Source organism: Thioalkalivibrio sp. AKL7 (assembly GCF_000381705.1).
GTDB lineage: Bacteria > Pseudomonadota > Gammaproteobacteria > Ectothiorhodospirales > Ectothiorhodospiraceae > Thioalkalivibrio > Thioalkalivibrio versutus.
The window spans coordinates 80,001-94,656 of the sequence record NZ_KB906956.1 but is presented as its reverse complement, the minus strand read 5'-3'; the positions used below and the strand labels follow the sequence as shown (position 1 = coordinate 94,656).

17 protein-coding genes (1 of these 17 running past the window's edge) are annotated in these 14,656 nt (G+C 67.4%); 9 read left to right on the top strand and 8 right to left on the bottom strand.

Features of this window, described 5'->3' with window-relative positions; translation table 11 throughout:
• On the top strand, positions 1-182 hold a 182-nt coding region (locus G315_RS14840; protein WP_081624479.1), incomplete at its 5' end, for a hypothetical protein.
• 274 nt (positions 183-456) lie between these two features.
• Here G315_RS14840 and G315_RS0112560 read toward each other — a convergent pair.
• From G315_RS0112560 to thiD, 4 genes are all read right to left on the bottom strand, one after another.
• Positions 457-1,275, bottom strand: a complete 819-nt coding sequence (locus tag G315_RS0112560; RefSeq protein ID WP_018145281.1) for a sulfite exporter TauE/SafE family protein — start codon at positions 1,273-1,275, stop codon at positions 457-459.
• A gap of 85 nt (positions 1,276-1,360) precedes the next feature.
• Positions 1,361-2,638, bottom strand: a complete 1,278-nt coding sequence (gene hemL, locus G315_RS0112555; RefSeq protein ID WP_018145282.1) for a glutamate-1-semialdehyde 2,1-aminomutase — start codon at positions 2,636-2,638, stop codon at positions 1,361-1,363.
• 87 nt (positions 2,639-2,725) lie between these two features.
• Entirely contained in the window at positions 2,726-3,370 is a 645-nt protein-coding gene (gene thiE, locus G315_RS0112550; protein WP_018145283.1) for a thiamine phosphate synthase, read from the bottom strand.
• Positions 3,360-4,148, bottom strand: a complete 789-nt coding sequence (gene thiD, locus G315_RS0112545) for a bifunctional hydroxymethylpyrimidine kinase/phosphomethylpyrimidine kinase (protein ID WP_018145284.1) — start codon at positions 4,146-4,148, stop codon at positions 3,360-3,362. The genes thiE and thiD overlap by 11 nt, the downstream gene beginning before the upstream one ends.
• 83 nt (positions 4,149-4,231) lie before the next feature.
• Between thiD and G315_RS0112540 the strand changes: the two genes are divergently transcribed.
• Complete coding sequence (locus G315_RS0112540; protein ID WP_018145285.1) at positions 4,232-4,678, top strand: hypothetical protein; 447 nt, start codon at positions 4,232-4,234, stop codon at positions 4,676-4,678.
• 10 nt (positions 4,679-4,688) lie between these two features.
• Here G315_RS0112540 and G315_RS0112535 read toward each other — a convergent pair whose 3' ends face one another.
• Complete coding sequence (locus G315_RS0112535; protein WP_018145286.1) at positions 4,689-5,354, bottom strand: HAD family phosphatase; 666 nt, start codon at positions 5,352-5,354, stop codon at positions 4,689-4,691.
• Positions 5,355-5,518: 164 nt separating this feature from the next.
• Between G315_RS0112535 and G315_RS0112530 the strand changes: the two genes are divergently transcribed.
• Entirely contained in the window at positions 5,519-6,079 is a 561-nt protein-coding gene (locus tag G315_RS0112530) for an RNA pyrophosphohydrolase (protein WP_018145287.1), read from the top strand.
• 20 nt (positions 6,080-6,099) lie between these two features.
• A complete protein-coding gene (gene ptsP, locus G315_RS0112525; RefSeq protein WP_018145288.1) occupies positions 6,100-8,367 on the top strand; it encodes a phosphoenolpyruvate--protein phosphotransferase in 2,268 nt (755 codons plus the stop codon).
• A gap of 37 nt (positions 8,368-8,404) precedes the next feature.
• On the opposite strand, the gene G315_RS0112520 is transcribed toward ptsP, so the two are convergent.
• Entirely contained in the window at positions 8,405-8,917 is a 513-nt protein-coding gene (locus G315_RS0112520; RefSeq protein ID WP_018145289.1) for a CopD family protein, read from the bottom strand.
• A 46-nt stretch (positions 8,918-8,963) separates the two neighbouring features.
• Positions 8,964-9,479, bottom strand: coding sequence for a peroxiredoxin (locus tag G315_RS0112515; RefSeq protein ID WP_018145290.1), 516 nt, complete (start codon positions 9,477-9,479; stop codon positions 8,964-8,966).
• A 96-nt stretch (positions 9,480-9,575) separates the two neighbouring features.
• Between G315_RS0112515 and argC the strand changes: the two genes are divergently transcribed.
• From argC to erpA, 4 genes are all read left to right on the top strand, one after another.
• Positions 9,576-10,631, top strand: coding sequence for an N-acetyl-gamma-glutamyl-phosphate reductase (gene argC / locus G315_RS0112510; RefSeq protein ID WP_018145291.1), 1,056 nt, complete (start codon positions 9,576-9,578; stop codon positions 10,629-10,631).
• Positions 10,632-10,755: 124 nt separating this feature from the next.
• Positions 10,756-11,418 carry a DUF6776 family protein gene (locus tag G315_RS0112505; protein ID WP_026182085.1) on the top strand — a complete coding sequence of 221 codons (663 nt, stop codon included), beginning with the start codon at positions 10,756-10,758 and terminating at the stop codon, positions 11,416-11,418.
• On the top strand, positions 11,415-11,849 hold the full coding sequence (locus G315_RS0112500; RefSeq protein ID WP_018145293.1) for a polymer-forming cytoskeletal protein: 435 nt from the start codon (positions 11,415-11,417) through the stop codon (positions 11,847-11,849). The genes G315_RS0112505 and G315_RS0112500 overlap by 4 nt, the downstream gene beginning before the upstream one ends.
• Before the next feature lie 57 nt (positions 11,850-11,906).
• Positions 11,907-12,281 carry an iron-sulfur cluster insertion protein ErpA gene (erpA, locus tag G315_RS0112495; protein WP_018145294.1) on the top strand — a complete coding sequence of 125 codons (375 nt, stop codon included), beginning with the start codon at positions 11,907-11,909 and terminating at the stop codon, positions 12,279-12,281.
• A gap of 77 nt (positions 12,282-12,358) precedes the next feature.
• Here the strand turns inward: erpA and G315_RS0112490 are convergent, their stop codons facing one another.
• Positions 12,359-13,495: an anhydro-N-acetylmuramic acid kinase gene (locus tag G315_RS0112490; RefSeq protein WP_018649668.1), complete on the bottom strand. Its 1,137-nt coding sequence runs from the start codon at positions 13,493-13,495 to the stop codon at positions 12,359-12,361.
• 141 nt (positions 13,496-13,636) lie between these two features.
• Here G315_RS0112490 and tyrS point away from each other — a divergent pair, with 141 nt between their 5' ends.
• Positions 13,637-14,656: the 5' portion of a tyrosine--tRNA ligase gene (gene tyrS / locus G315_RS0112485; protein WP_018169066.1), read on the top strand. 186 nt of this gene lie beyond the right edge of the window; the window shows 1,020 of its 1,206 coding nt (coding positions 1-1,020); it begins with the start codon at positions 13,637-13,639; its stop codon lies off the right edge, out of view.

Genomic DNA, 14,656 nt, shown 5'->3' with positions numbered 1-14,656 from the left:
CGGGGGGCGTAGGATGTGATGAGCGCAGCGAATCGCATCAGGGTTTCGCACGACGTGGGGCATGGTGCGTTTCGCTACGCTCAACCGCACCCTACGGGATACCGCTTGTTTTGACCTTCCCCTCCCGTATGGAGCCCCTCGTGGAGGGCGTGATGGGCCGGGAGAAGGCGCTGGATGTCTGAGCGGAGCCGAAGGCGTAGCGAGTTCAGCGCCGCCGGCCCAGCGCGTCCGGAGCGAGGTTCCCGGGCGAAATCCGGGTGCCCTTCTTTGGGTCCTTTCTTGGGCAAGCAAGAAAGGACCTCGGGGCGCGCTGGCGAGTCAGCGCCTGGCAGGCGGCCCGACGAAGGCACGTAAACACCAGACGATGAACTAGGACCAGCCAACCTGGCAGATGGTCGGTCGAAGGCACCGTGAACACGGATGACGAATGAAGACCTGTCTGGGCGGGGGCAAGTGCTAGCGGATGAGCATGAGGAGGCCGGCGAGGATCAGGACGCCGGCGAAGCCGCGGCGGAGGTGGGCGACCGGCAGATGATGGGTCAGCCATACGCCCCCGCGTACGCTGATGGATGTGCCGATCACGACGCCGAGGATGGCCGGCAGGTAGAGATAGCCGAGGGCCCACTCGGGCGCCTGGTAGGTCGGGTCGGTCCATTGCGGCAGTGCGAACACTAGGCTGGCGCCGATGGCGATGGGCACGCCAAGGGCGGCAGCCGAGCCGATCGCACGGCGCAGCTCCAGCCCCTGACTGACCAGGAACGGCGTGGTCAGCGTGCCGCCGCCGATGCCGATCAGCGAGGAGATCGCACCGATCAATGCCCCGCCGCCCAGCCAGACGCTGCGCCGGGGTACCGGGGCCTCCGGTGGCTGGATGTTCAGGAGCATCCAGATGCCGATCGCCACCTCGAAGGCGCCGAAGATACGCCCCAGGTGGTCGGAGTCGATGCGCGTGGCCAGCCAGGCGCCGATCAGTGCGCCGACGATGATGCCCGGCAGGAGACGGCGTACCGCCGCGCCGTCCACGCCGCCCCGGCGGTGGTGGGCGCGCGCCGACAGGATCGCCGTGGGGATGATCGCGCCCAGCGAGGAGCCGACCGCGAGCTGCACCAGGCTGGCCGAGTCGAAGGCCAGCAGACTAAATACGGCGACGAACACTGGCACCAGGATCAGCCCGCCGCCGATGCCGAACATGCCAGCCGGGATGCCCGCGACCAGGCCCAGCGCCACAAACAGAAGCCCCAGCGCCAGCGGTGACTGGATCAGTGTCTCGGTCATTCGTGCGTAGTGGCGAGTCAGGGCCCAGCGGACCGGCGGACCGCTGGGGTCGCCGGTTCACTGCGCAGGAGAGGCGAGGGCGCGCTCAGAGCGCCTTGAAGGACTTGCGGGCGGCCTCGATGGTCGCGTCGATGTCGGCGTCCGAATGGGCGTTGGACATGAAGCCGGCCTCGAAGGCGCTGGGGGCCAGGTAGATCCCCTCGCCCAGCATCGCGTGGAAGAAGCGGCCGAAGGCGGCGGTATCGCAGGCCGTGGCGCCGGCGAAGTCGGTGACCTTCTGCTCCGAAAAGAACAGGCCGAACATGCCCGGCACCTGGTTGGTGGTCACGGCCACGCCGGCCTCGCGCGCGGCATCCTCGAAGCCCGCGACGACCTTCTTCGTGCGCGTCTCCAGCTCGTCGTGGAAGCCCGGGCGCGACAGGATCTCCAGGGTCTTCAGCCCGGCGGTCATCGCGATCGGGTTCCCCGACAGGGTGCCGGCCTGGTAGACCGGGCCCAGCGGCGAGAGGTGTTCCATGATGGCGTGCTTGCCGCCGAAGGCCCCGACCGGCATGCCGCCACCGATGATCTTGCCCAGCGTGGTCAGGTCCGGGGTCACGCCCAGATAGCCCTGGGCGCAGTTCTTCGACACCCGGAAGCCGGTCATCACCTCGTCGAAGATCAGGACCGCGCCGTGCTGGTCGCAGACCTCGCGCAGGGTCTCCAGGAACCCGGGCTCGGGCGGGATGCAGTTCATGTTGCCCGCGATGGGCTCGACGATGATGCAGGCGACCTCGTCACCCTTCTCGGCAAAGAACGCGCGCACGCCGTCCGGGTCGTTGTAGGTCAGGGTGCTGGTCAGCGCGGCCAGTTCCTTGGGCACGCCCGGGGAGCTCGGCTGGCCGAGGGTCAGGGCCCCGGAACCGGCCTTCACCAGGAGCGAGTCGCCGTGGCCGTGGTAGTTGCCCTCGAACTTCACGATGCGATCGCGGCCGGTATAGCCACGCGCCAGGCGGATCGCGCTCATGGTCGCCTCGGAGCCCGAGTTGGTCATGCGCACCATGTCCATCGACGGCACCAGCTCGCAGACCTTCGCGGCCATGTCGTTCTCTAGCCGCGTGGGGCAGCCGAAGGACAGGCCGTTGTTGCAGGCCTCGCGCACCGCCTCGATCACCTCGGGGTGGGCGTGGCCAGCCACCATCGGGCCCCAGGAACCGATGTAGTCGATATAGCGCTGGCCGTCGGCGTCCCACATGTAGGCGCCGTTGGCGCGGTCCATGAAGATCGGGGTCCCGCCGACGCCCTTGAAGGCGCGCACGGGGGAGTTCACGCCGCCGGGGATGTGCTGCTTGGCGGCCTCGAACAGACGCTCGGTTTCCTGCATGACGGTGTCCTGTGATTGTTGGATTCGGGTCGATGAATTCGGGAAGCCCGGCAACCATAGCGACGGCTGCGGGCGGGTGCAAAGGGATTAGTCGAACAGTCCGCTTATCTGACGCGCGGCGGCCTCGGGGTCGGGCGCGGCGCTGATGCCCTGGATCACGGCGAGCAGGTCTGCCCCGGCCGCGACGACCTCGGGGGCGTTCGCCGCCGTGATCCCGCCGATCGCACAGATCGGCAGCTCCAGTGTGGTGCGCGCCTCGCGCAGTAGTTCGAGATCCGCGCGTGCCGCGTCGGGCTTGGTCGGGGAGGGGAACACGGAGCCGAAGGCCACGTAGCTCGCGCCGGCCACCTGTGCCGAGCGGGCTCGTTCGAGCTCGTTGTAGCAGGAGACGCCGACCACCGCGCCGGGGCCGAGCCGCGCGCGGGCCGCGACCGGGTCCGGGTCGTCACGCCCGAGGTGCACGCCATCGGCCTCGACGCCCGCGGCCAGCTCGGTGTCGTCGTTGATGATGCACAGCGCGCCGTGCGCATGCGCAAGGGCGACCAGTTCGCGGGCGATTGCCTCGCGTGCGGCGCCTGCGAGGGTCTTGTCGCGAAACTGGATCAGGCGCGCACCGCCACGCAGCGCCGCCTTGGCATTGGCGAGGTGTGTGGCGCGTGGGTTCGCGTCCTCCGGGACCGCCGGGGTGATGAAATAGAGCCCGCGCAGGCGGGGGGTATGCTCAGTCGCCATGTGGGCACAGCCGGTTGGGGACGTGCTGGCCGTGGCCGGGGGCGTAGCCCCGTGCGACGGCGTCGTTCATGAAGGCCTGGGCCTCGATCACCGCCGGCTCCAGGTCACGGCCGCGCGCCAGGAAGGCGGCGATCGCCGCAGCCAGGGTGCAGCCGGAGCCGTGGAAGCCGGCCGGATGGCGCGGCAGCTCGAAGGCGCGCATGTGCCCGTCCTCGCGGTACAGGCGGTTGATGATGGGGTCCTGATCGCCGCCTTCGTGGCCGCCGGTGATCAGGACGTTGCGCGCGCCCCGTTCGCGCAGCCGTTGGCCCCACTGGGTGGCATCGTCGGTTCGGGCCAGGCGCGCGGCCTCCGGTCCGTTGGGCGTGATCAGGGTGGCGCGTGGCAGCAGGGCCTCGCGGGTCGCGTCCACCACGGCTTCGGTCGCGAGCGCCCCGCCGCCGCCGGCGACCATCACCGGGTCCAGCACCACCGGGATGTGCGGGTGCTCGGCCAGCAGCGCCGCGACAATTTTGACGTTTTCCACTGAGCCCAGCATGCCGATCTTGATTGCGGCGACGGCAAGATCGGCCAGGGTGACCTCGATCTGGGCGCGCAGCTGTTCCGCAGACAGCACGCTGAAGTCCAACACGTTGCGGGTGTCCTGCACGGTGATCGCGGTCACGGCCGTACCCCCGTGTACGCCGAGGCGGGTAAATGTGGTCAGATCGGCCTGCAGGCCGGCGCCGCCACCGGGGTCGGAGCCGGCAATGGTCAGCGCGATCGGGGGATGATTCATGAATGGGGGCTCCCGTGCTAAGGTTGCGCGCGCCCCGGCACCCCCGGGGCGTTCTTGTTCCGCATCCCGGGAGTGTACGCAGCATGAGCAGCGAGTTCGAAGTCGAGTCCCTCCGTCCCCTGGCCGCCGCCGCCGAAGCGGGTGGCACGCTGAACGCAGAGGTCGATCAGGCCCTGGCCGCGCTGGAGCAGGAGTTGAACCGGCTCGCCGGCGAGTTGCAGGTGGAATACGTGGGGCCCGCCGTCGGCATGGCGGACATGCAGGCCGAGCATGTCTATCGGCTGGTCATCCGTCAGCACGAGATCGATGTGACCCGCCACGAATGGAGCCTGTGGGTCTGCGATGCGCTGGACAACTGCGACTTCCGGGCGACCTGGCCGGTGACCGGTGCTGCGCGCCTGCGGCGCAAGCAGGTGGTGGCCGTGGTGCCGGAATTGGTTGCCGGCTATCGCGATGCAGTCGCGGCGGCCGGCAAGGCGGATACCCCTGCGGGGCAGCGCCTTGCCGAGATCGCCAGCGTCTTCAGCTGACGCCGTCTCCCTAGCGCAACGAGATGACTGGCCAGCCTTGGTTGTGAGCGTGCGCGGCAAGGGTCGGGTCCGGGTCCACCGCGACGGGGTGCCCCACACGTTCCAGTAGCGGGATGTCGTTGCGCGAGTCGCTGTAGAAACTGGCCTGCGCGATGCTGTCCTCGGGATCCGGATGATCCGCGAGGTACTGGCGCAGGCGTTCGATCTTGCCTTCCTGGAAGCAGGGCACCCCGGTCAGTTCGCCGGTAAATTCTCGGTCCTCGCCTTCCTCCGCCAGGGTCGCGATCAGGTGGTCCACGCCCAGCAGGTCGGCGATCGGCTGGGTGACGAACTGGTTGGTCGCGGTGATGATGACCAGCTCGTCACCGGCCTCGCGGTGTCGGGCCAGCAGGGGCGGGGCGCCGGGGGCGATCATTGGCCGGATCAGCGTGTCGATGAAGCGCTCCCTCCAGGCTTCGAGCTGCGCGCGCGGGTGTTCGGCCAGCGGGCTGAAGGCGAAGCGGCAGAATTCGTGGATGTCGAGGGTGCCCGCCACATACTCCTGGTAGAAGCGGTCATTGGTCTCGGCGTGACAGGTCGGGTGGACGGCGCCCACCTCTGCCAGGAACTCGTTCCAGGCGTGATCGCTGTCGCCGGCGAGCAGGGTGTTGTCGAGGTCGAACAGGGCCAGGGCCATGAGGGTGCTCTCGGGTTGGCTTGGATCGGACGCGAGTGTACCGGCGGGCGTCGTCGGCTGCAGCCACAGGCCCCTTTTGGGGCCGGCACCGGAGGCATGGTAGGGGCTTTGCCGCCGGGGCACCGGCTGTGGAACAATGCCAGTAATAGAGAAGCGTCTGGCTGATGCAAGTGATTGATTGTGACGGGTATCGCGCAAACGTAGGCATCATCCTGTGCAACGCGGAACAGCAGCTGTTCTGGGGCAAGCGGGTCGGGCAGGCGGCCTGGCAGTTTCCCCAGGGGGGCGTGCATGCGGAAGAAACGCCCGAGGAGGCGATGTTTCGCGAGCTGCACGAGGAGACGGGCCTGTTCCCCCGGCACGTCGAGGTGCTGGGCAGTACCCGCCATTGGCTGCGTTACCGCCTGCCGGAGCGCATGGTCCGGCGCCATCAACGCCCGGTCTGCATCGGCCAGAAACAGCGCTGGTTCCTGCTGCGCATGGTCGGAGACGAGAGCGACGTGGTGCTGGATGCGATGGAAACCCCGGAATTCGATGACTGGCGCTGGATCGACTACTGGCGTCCGGCACGCGAGGTCGTGCACTTCAAGCGCCAGGTCTATCGCCGTGCGCTGTGCGAGCTGGTGCCGCTGATGTTCCCGGAACTCGAGCAGGCGCGCGCGCGGCGTTCCGGCCGCCGTGGCCCGGTCCAGCCCCAGCCCCGTTCGCCGGTGTCCTCGCGTTGACGGTCCCGAAGCAGCCCTCGATGCTCGAGGTCCTGCGCCGTGTGGTGCAGGAAGTGAACGGTGCCGCGGATTTCTTCGAAGCGCTGCATATCATCGTTACGCGGGTGAAGGCCGCGCTGGAGATCGATGTCTGTTCGATCTACCTGAAGTCGCCGCAGTCGGGGCGCCTGGTGCTGATGGCCTCGGAGGGTCTGCGCGAGGAGTCCATCGGGCAGGTCGAGATGGACCCGTCGGAGGGTCTGGTGGGTCTGGTCGCCTCGCGGGCCGAGCCGGTCAACCTTGACAGCGCTCAGGACCACCCGCGTTTTCGTTATTTCCCGGAGACCGGCGAGGAACACTTTCTCGCGTTTCTGGGGGTCCCGATCATCCACCAGCGCAGCCTGCTGGGCGTACTGGTCGTGCAGCAGCACCAGGCGCGCAAGTTCGATGACGAGCATGTCTCCTTCCTGATCACCCTGGCGGCGCAGCTGGCCGGGGCGATCGCCTATGCCGAGTTCAACGACGAGATCTCCTCCGAGACCCCGTTGATCGGGCATGTGAACGTCGAGGCCACCGGCATTGCCGGCTCGCCGGGCGTGGCCATTGGCCGGGCCGTGGTGGCCTACCGCCTGGCGGACATGGACTCCATCCCGGATCGCGAAGGCGCCGGGGTGGATCACGAACTGGAGCATTTCGGGCAGGCGGTGGCGGAGACCCGCACCGAGATCGAGGACCTGAAGCAGCGCATGGGCGAGGCCCTGGGGCCGGACGAGCAGGTGCTGTTCGATGCCTACCTGATGCTGCTGGGTTCCGACTCTCTGGTGCACAAGACCCAGACGCGCATCCGTAATGGGCAGTGGGCCCCGGCGGCTTTGCGCGACACGGTGCGTGAGAGCGTGCGGGTATTCGAGGACATGGAGGACCCGTACCTGCGCGAGCGGGCGGCGGATGTGCGCGATCTGGGTCGCCGCGTGCTGTCGCACCTGCTGCCGGCCGATCGCAGCCAGGACGAGTTTCCCGATGGCGGCATCCTGGTCGGGGATGACCTGACCGCCTCGCATCTTGCGGAGGTTCCGATCGAGCGGTTGGGGGCCATGGTCTCGGCCAAGGGCACGGGTTCTTCGCACATCGCGATCCTGGCGCGGGCGCTCAACATCCCGGCGGTGATGGGCGTGTCCGAGCTCCCGGTGGGGCGCCTGGAAGGGCGCGAGATCCTGGTTGATGGTTATCGCGGGCGGCTGTTCGTGAACCCCAACGCCGAGCTGCGCGTGGAGTTCGAGCGCCTGGTGCGCGAGGAGCGCGAGCTGGCGGAGGACCTGCGCGCGCTGGCCAAGGATCCGGCCGAGACCCGCGATGGCGTCGCGGTGCCGGTGCTCGCGAACTCGGGTCTTCTGGCGGACATCAAGCCGTCGCTGGAGTCCGGTGCCGAGGGGGTCGGGCTGTACCGTACCGAGGTCCCGTTCATGATCCGCGACCGCTTCCCCGGCGAGGAGGAGCAGGTCCAGCTCTACGAGCAGGTGCTGGCCTCCTTCGACCCCATGCCGGTGACCCTGCGCACCCTGGATATCGGCGGCGACAAGGCCCTGCCATATTTCCCGGTGAAGGAGGACAACCCGTTCCTCGGCTGGCGCGGGATCCGTATCTCGCTGGATCACCCGGAGATCTTCCTGACCCAGCTGCGGGCGATGCTCAAGGCGAGTCGCTCCCACGACAACCTGCAGATCCTGTTCCCGATGATCTCGGCGCTGGACGAGCTGAAGGGGGCGATGACCCTGCTCAACCGGGCGCGCGAGGAACTGCTGGACGAGGGTTTCCGCATCCCGATGCCGCGCATCGGGGTGATGGTCGAGGTGCCGGCGGCGGTGTACATGTCGGAAATGCTTGCCCGGCGGGTGGACTTCCTGTCCGTGGGCACCAACGACCTGGTCCAGTACCTGCTGGCGGTGGACCGCAACAACGCCCGTGTGGCGCATCTCTACGACACCCTGCACCCGGCCTGCATCCACGCGCTGGAGACGATTACCGACGGTTCGCACCGGGCGGGCAAGCCGGTCAGTGTCTGCGGGGAGATGGCAGCCGACCCGGCCGCGGTGATCCTGCTGCTGGGGATGGGGATCGACAGCCTGAGCGTCAGCGTGTCCTCGATCCCGCGGGTTAAGTGGGTGATCCGCAGTTTCTCCACCGACCGCGCCGAGGCCTTGCTGGCGCAGTGCCGGCTGCTGGAGAACGCCGATCAGATCCGGTCGCTGCTGAACAATGCCCTGGTCCAGGCCGGACTGGGCGGGCTGGTGCGCGCCGGCAAGACCTGACCGCGGCGCTCATCCATGGCCGGCACAGGGGCGCAGCTCAGGTGCGGCGTGCCCGCCACAGCGCGATCAGCGCACTCAGGAGGAAGATCCCGAGCACCACGCCGATGGCGATGAGCGCATCCACGATGGAGCGGTTGACCACCAGCACGACCACGCCCACCAGGATCGGGACCGGGATCTCGTTGAACCAGCGATACCAGGTGTGATCGCGTCGGTTCAGGTCATCGCGGAAGTCGCGCACGATCTTGCCGCACCAGACGTGATAGGCGACCAGGACGGCAATCAGCGTCAGCTTGAAGTGCATCCACGGCTCGGCCAGATAGAACGAGCGATCCACCAGCATGATCACGCCGAAAAGGATGGTGATCAGCGCGCCGGGGGTCATGATCCCGTAGAACAGCTTGCGCTCCATCACCTTGAAGCGCTCGTGACCGAGCGCGTCCTCGGTCATCGCGTGATAGACGAACAGGCGCGGTAGATAGAACAGCCCGGCGAACCAGGTGACCATGAAGATCACGTGCAGGCTGAGGAACCAGTTATAGGCTTGCATGGAGGTCCTTCTCGGAAACGGGTGCGATGTCCCTGCGCGGGGCGGCTCAGGAGAGCCAGCGTTCCAGGTGGCGTTCGATCTGTTCGAAGTCCGGGTCGCCCAGCTTCTGGTAGACGATGCGGCCATTCGGCGAGATAAGGAAGGTGGTCGGCGTCAGGCGCACGCCGCCATAGGCCTGTGAAAAGGCGTCGTCGCTGTCGTGGATGACCTTGTAGGGCATCCCGCGGTCCTCGCGCATGGCCTCCACGCGGTTGATCGGGTCGTAGGACAGCGCGACCGCCAGCAGCTCGAAGCCCTTGTCGGCGTAGGTGTCGTGCAGGTGGATCAGTTCCGGGATCTCGCGGATGCAGGACGGGCAGTTGGTTGCCCAGAAGGAGATCATCACCGGCCGGCCCTCGTAGTCTTCCAGGGCTACCGGCTCGCCGTCCAGGGTGGTGGCGGCGAAGGCGGGTGCCGGGCGCATGCCGTCGTCGGTCAACCAGATGGTCGCGGCGACGGCGACCAGCGCGATGATGAAGATGCCTCCGAAGATGGCCTTGCGGTCGATCCTGACTTTGCTCATAGGGGTGTGATCCGTTGATCGAATAGCCTGCATTTGTGGACTGGCCGAAACCGCGTGCGTTCCGTGGTTCCGGCCAAGGCGGTATCATGCCGCAGCATGACGAATGCAACCAACAGCAAACCCATCCGCATCGGGGTTGTCGGGGCCACCGGCTACACCGGAGTGGAACTCCTGCGCCTGCTGGCGCGGCATCCCGCGGCCGATCTTCAGGTGGTGACCTCGCGCGGCGAGGCGGGCACGCCCGTGGCGGATTTGTTCCCCAGCCTGCGCGGCGCGGTGGATGCCGTCTTCCAGGCCCCGGACGAGGCGACCCTGGGCGAGTGCGACGTGGTCTTTTTCGCCACCCCGCACGGGGTGGCGCATGGACTGGCTGCGCCGCTGCTTGAGCGGGGCGCGCGCATCATCGATCTGTCGGCGGATTTCCGTATCCGTGATCCCGAGTTGTGGGCGCAGTGGTACGGACAGGCGCATGGTGCGCCGCAGTATCTGGGCGAGGCCGTGTACGGCCTGCCCGAACTGAACCGGGCGCAGATCCATGATGCGCGACTGATCGCCGTGCCGGGTTGCTATCCCACGGCGGTGTCGCTGGCGGTGCTGCCTCTGCTGGAGGCCGGTCTGATCGATCCCGCGGACGTGATCGCGGATGCCAAGAGCGGGGTCAGCGGGGCCGGGCGCAAGGCGCAGATCGGCGGGCTTTTCGCCGAGGTGCAGGAGGACTTTCGCGCCTATGCCAGTGGCGGGCATCGGCATTGGCCGGAGATCCACCAGACGCTCAGTGGCGTGGCCGGGCAGTCGGTCGGGCTGATCTTCCAGCCGCATCTGGTGCCGATGACGCGCGGGATTCACGCGACGCTCTATTTGCGCCCGCAGGTGGCGGACGCGGACTGGCAGGCCTGTTTCGAGCAGCGCTATCGCGACGAGCCGTTCGTGGACGTGATGCCGCCGGGGGCCCATCCGCAAACGGCCAGCGTGCGCGGCACCAATCTTTGTCGCATTGCGCTGGCGCAGCCGCCGCACTCCGGACGGCTGATGGTGCTGTCGGTGATCGACAACCTGGTGAAGGGCGCGGCCGGGCAGGCCGTGCAGAACATGAATCTGATGTTCGGCCAGGCCGAGACAGCCGGTCTGGACGGGCTGCCGGTTTTCCCCTGATGTCCTGGCCTGCCACATGACTACGGGTGTCCCGCGTCCACGTCTGCCCCGGATTCCGCGCATTCCCGCGCGGCGGCGCAGCGGGTCGGGACGCCGCGGCGGGTGGTGGCGCGTGGGGCTGCTGATGCTGATCCTGGTGTTGGTGGCGGGCGGAGCCTGGCTGGTCGAGAACTGGCGCGAGGACATACGGGACACGGTCGATGCGCAACGCGGTATCGAGGGCCTGCGGGATGACCTGGAGCAGGCGCTCGCCGCCCGTCAGGCCGCCGAGGAGGCGCGCCGCCACGCCGAGCAGCAGCTGGACATTAAGACCGCGGAGCTCGCGGCCTTTTCCGGCGATATCGAGCGCCAGGAGGCCGAGTTGCTGGAGTTGCGCGACGACCTGGCGTTTTATCGGCGGCTTGCGGAGGGCGCGGATGAAGATGCCCTGGGCATCCGGTCGCTGCAGTTGCAGCGCACGGGGCAGTCGGGCGTGTTTGATGTCGTGTTCCAGCTCTACCGTCCGGGGTTGAGTCGTTCGGTGGATTTGCGCTGGGCGCTGGAGGTCGAAGGCTATGCGACCGGGGAAGAGGCGCTGTCCACCCTGGAGACCGATGCGCTGGGGCTGGAGAATGATCGCCTGGTCGAGGGGTTTCGGTTGTTGCGCAATCAGCGCGCCCGGATCCATCTTCCGGAGGGCTTCGAGCCGGTAGGATTGACGCTGAGGGCGAGCGCCGTGAACGACGAGGATCTTGAACCGGTTTCGGAATGGGCCGACTGGGATCGCCTGCTGGAGAGTACGCAATGATGGGACGCAAACGAGGCCGCCGCGCGCGGAAAGTGGATACCCTGGTGGGGCGCCATACAGTGGTCCACGGTGATATCGAGTTTGGAGGCGGGCTGCATATCGAAGGCCGCGTGATCGGGGATATCCGGGCCGCGACCGATTCGTCGGCCGTTCTGGTGGTCGCGGGCGGGGGCGTGGTCGAGGGCCATGTCGCGGTTCCGCACCTGCTGATGAACGGCGAGGTGCGTGGCGATGTCCATGTGGGAGAGCACGTGGAGCTTGGCGAGACGGCCCGTCTGGCCGGTAATCTCTACTACACGGTGCTGCAGATGGCAGAGGGCGCGCAGATCGACGGCTTGCTCAAGCGGGTGGAGCATCCCCTCGAGGGCGAGCTGGAGGGGACGGGCGAGACCCAGGCCCTGACCAATCCCACGGAAGATGAGCATTCTTGACTCCGGGGCTCAGTCTTCCGTAGCGTGAATGAAAATGATTATTACAGGAGGCCCCGAATGTCCGAGCCCATGACGTCCGAAGCGGAACTGGACATCGAAATGCCCAGCCCGTTGATCTTTACCGATGCCGCGGCCACCAAGGTGAAGGGGCTGATCGAGGAAGAGAACAACGACAACCTCAAGCTGCGCGTATTCGTCAGCGGGGGCGGTTGTTCCGGCTTTCAATACGGCTTTACCTTCGACGAGACCGTCGGCGATGGCGACACCCTCGTGGAGAATGGTGGGGTGACCCTGCTGATCGACCCGATGAGCTTCCAGTATCTGGCCGGTGCCGAGATCGACTACTCCGAAGGTCTGGAGGGCGCGCAGTTCGTGATCCGCAATCCGAATGCCACCACGACCTGCGGCTGCGGTTCCAGCTTCTCGGTCTAGAGAGACGCTGACAAGCGGTCAAGAAAGGGCCCGATCCGGGGATTCCGGATCGGGCCCTTTTTTGTTTAGGGTCGGGGTTAATGGCCCCCGGGTGTCCGGGGACCGCCGGGGATGATGCAGCCGAGTACGCGTGGGCCGCGCGCGCCGGTCACTTCCGGCAGGTTGCCGGGTTCGCCGGCCAGGGTTCGCGCGGCCAGCCAGGCAAAGGCGGCACCCTCCACCTGCTGTGGGGGGACCCCATGGCGTTCGGTGGTCTCCACCAGGGTCGCGGGCAGGGCCTTGGCGAGGCGCTTCATCAGGTGGCGGTTGTGCGCGCCGCCGCCGCACACCAGCAAGCGGGCGGGCGGCTGCATGTGCAGATGCTCCAGCGCGTGCCGCACGCCCTCCACGGTCAGTTCTGCCAGGGTGGCCTGAATGTCCTCGGGCCGGGCTCGGTCCAGGCGGTCGCCAGCCCCGGCACGCAGCCAGGCCGGCGAAAAGTATTCGGGCCCGGTGCTTTTTGGCGGAGGGCGCTGGAAGAACGAATCCTGGAGCAGCCGGGTCAGCAGTTCGGGGTCGGGCGTGCCGCTGCGGGCCCATGCGCCGTCATGATCGAACGGCGTCTGATGGTGACGCCGATTCCAGTCGTCCATCAGCGTATTCGCCGGGCCGCAGTCGAAGCCGATCACGGGCTGACCCGGCTGCAGCCAGGTGATGTTGGCGATGCCGCCTAGATTGAGGACTGCGCGGGTCTCGTCCGTGGATCCGAACTGCGTCGCGTGAAAGCCGCAGGCCAGTGGTGCCCCCTCGCCGCCGGCAGCAATATCGCGCGGCCGGAACTGCGCCACGGTGTCGATGCCGGTGGCCTCTGCGATGCGGAAGGGATCGCCGATCTGCCAGGTGAAGGGCGGATCGGCGTCGGGGGCGTGGTGTACGGTCTGGCCGTGACTGCCGATCGCCCGGATCGCGGTCGGCGCCAGACCGGTCTGGTCCAGCAGGGCTTGCACGGTACGGGCGAACAGCATGCCGAGCCGCGCATCCAGCGCGCCCAGGTGCCGGTAGCGCAGGGTTTCAGTGGTGGCCGCCGTCGCCAGCTCCTGGGCGAGGTCGTCGGGGTACCCCAGCTGGCAGTGATCCACCACGCGTACCGGCCCGGTCTCGCGGATCTCTGTCAGCACGGCGTCCACGCCGTCCCGGCTGGTGCCGGACATCAGCCCGATAAAGCGTTCCGTCATAGTGGTGATCCTCGCGCGCGCATTACATGGGTCGGCGTCCATTCTGGACCACCGCGGCATTTCGCGTCCGTTCGGGGGTCGCGGTATCCTTGCGCGCGACCGGCCAGCCCGGCCGGTCTCTGATCTCGACCAAGGGGCGTCATGGAACTCGAAGACCAGCTGGCCGTTATTCGTCGCGGCACCGATGAAATCCTGCTCGAGGACGATCTTGTCGAGCGCCTCAAGAGTGGCCGCCCCCTCCGGGTGAAGGCGGGATTCGATCCCACCGCCCCGGACCTGCATCTGGGGCACACGGTGCTGATCAACAAGCTGCGCCAGCTCCAGGACCTGGGGCACCACATCCTGTTCCTGATTGGCGATTTCACCGGCCGTATTGGTGATCCCTCGGGCAAGAACGCCACGCGTCCGCCGCTGTCCGCCGAGGATATCGAGCGCAACGCCGCAACCTACCGCGAGCAGGTATTCCGCATTCTTGACCCTGAGCGGACCGAGGTCGTCTTCAATTCCACCTGGATGGAGCCGCTAGGGGCCGCAGGCATGGTCCAGCTCGCCTCGCGCCAGACCGTGGCGCGCATGCTCGAGCGCGACGACTTTCACAAGCGTTACACCCAGCATCAGCCGATCGCGATCCACGAATTCCTCTATCCACTCATCCAGGGCTACGACTCGGTGGCGCTGAAGGCCGATATCGAACTGGGCGGCACCGACCAGAAGTTCAACCTCCTGGTGGGCCGCGAGCTGCAGAAGCAGGAGGGGCAACCGCCTCAGGTCATCCTGACCATGCCGATCCTTGAAGGGCTCGACGGCGTCCAGAAGATGAGCAAGTCGCTGAACAACTACATTGGCGTCCAGGATTCCCCCGACGACATGTTCGGCAAGCTCATGTCCATCTCCGATGATCTGATGTGGCGGTACTTCGAGCTCCTCAGCCTGCGTCCCATGCAGGACGTTCGCGAGTCGCAGCGGGCAGCGGAGGCCGGCGAACGCAACCCGCGCGATATCAAGTTCGAGCTGGGTCGCGAGTTGGTCGATCGTTTCCACGGGCCGGGGCGCGGCGAGCAGGCCCAGGCGCGCTTCGTCGAGCGTTTCCAGAAGCAGATCGTCCCGGAGGACCTCCCGCAGGTCACGGTAGCGGTCCCCGCGGACGGTCTGTTGCTGCCG

Excerpts from the sequence above, each read along its gene's own strand:
- thiE (WP_018145283.1), bottom strand. The coding sequence starts at position 3,370 with ATGGCGACTGAGCATACCCCCCGCCTGCGCGGGCTCTATTTCATCACC.
- G315_RS0112490 (WP_018649668.1), bottom strand. The coding sequence starts at position 13,495 with ATGACGGAACGCTTTATCGGGCTGATGTCCGGCACCAGCCGGGACGGC.
- G315_RS0112560 (WP_018145281.1), bottom strand. The coding sequence starts at position 1,275 with ATGACCGAGACACTGATCCAGTCACCGCTGGCGCTGGGGCTTCTGTTT.
- ptsP (WP_018145288.1), top strand. The coding sequence starts at position 6,100 with ATGCTCGAGGTCCTGCGCCGTGTGGTGCAGGAAGTGAACGGTGCCGCG.
- G315_RS0112520 (WP_018145289.1), bottom strand. The coding sequence starts at position 8,917 with ATGCAAGCCTATAACTGGTTCCTCAGCCTGCACGTGATCTTCATGGTC.
- hemL (WP_018145282.1), bottom strand. The coding sequence starts at position 2,638 with ATGCAGGAAACCGAGCGTCTGTTCGAGGCCGCCAAGCAGCACATCCCC.
- G315_RS0112500 (WP_018145293.1), top strand. The coding sequence starts at position 11,415 with ATGATGGGACGCAAACGAGGCCGCCGCGCGCGGAAAGTGGATACCCTG.
- argC (WP_018145291.1), top strand. The coding sequence starts at position 9,576 with ATGACGAATGCAACCAACAGCAAACCCATCCGCATCGGGGTTGTCGGG.
- G315_RS0112530 (WP_018145287.1), top strand. The coding sequence starts at position 5,519 with ATGCAAGTGATTGATTGTGACGGGTATCGCGCAAACGTAGGCATCATC.
- G315_RS0112535 (WP_018145286.1), bottom strand. The coding sequence starts at position 5,354 with ATGGCCCTGGCCCTGTTCGACCTCGACAACACCCTGCTCGCCGGCGAC.
- thiD (WP_018145284.1), bottom strand. The coding sequence starts at position 4,148 with ATGAATCATCCCCCGATCGCGCTGACCATTGCCGGCTCCGACCCCGGT.
- G315_RS0112540 (WP_018145285.1), top strand. The coding sequence starts at position 4,232 with ATGAGCAGCGAGTTCGAAGTCGAGTCCCTCCGTCCCCTGGCCGCCGCC.
- G315_RS0112515 (WP_018145290.1), bottom strand. The coding sequence starts at position 9,479 with ATGAGCAAAGTCAGGATCGACCGCAAGGCCATCTTCGGAGGCATCTTC.
- erpA (WP_018145294.1), top strand. The coding sequence starts at position 11,907 with ATGTCCGAGCCCATGACGTCCGAAGCGGAACTGGACATCGAAATGCCC.
- G315_RS0112505 (WP_026182085.1), top strand. The coding sequence starts at position 10,756 with ATGCTGATCCTGGTGTTGGTGGCGGGCGGAGCCTGGCTGGTCGAGAAC.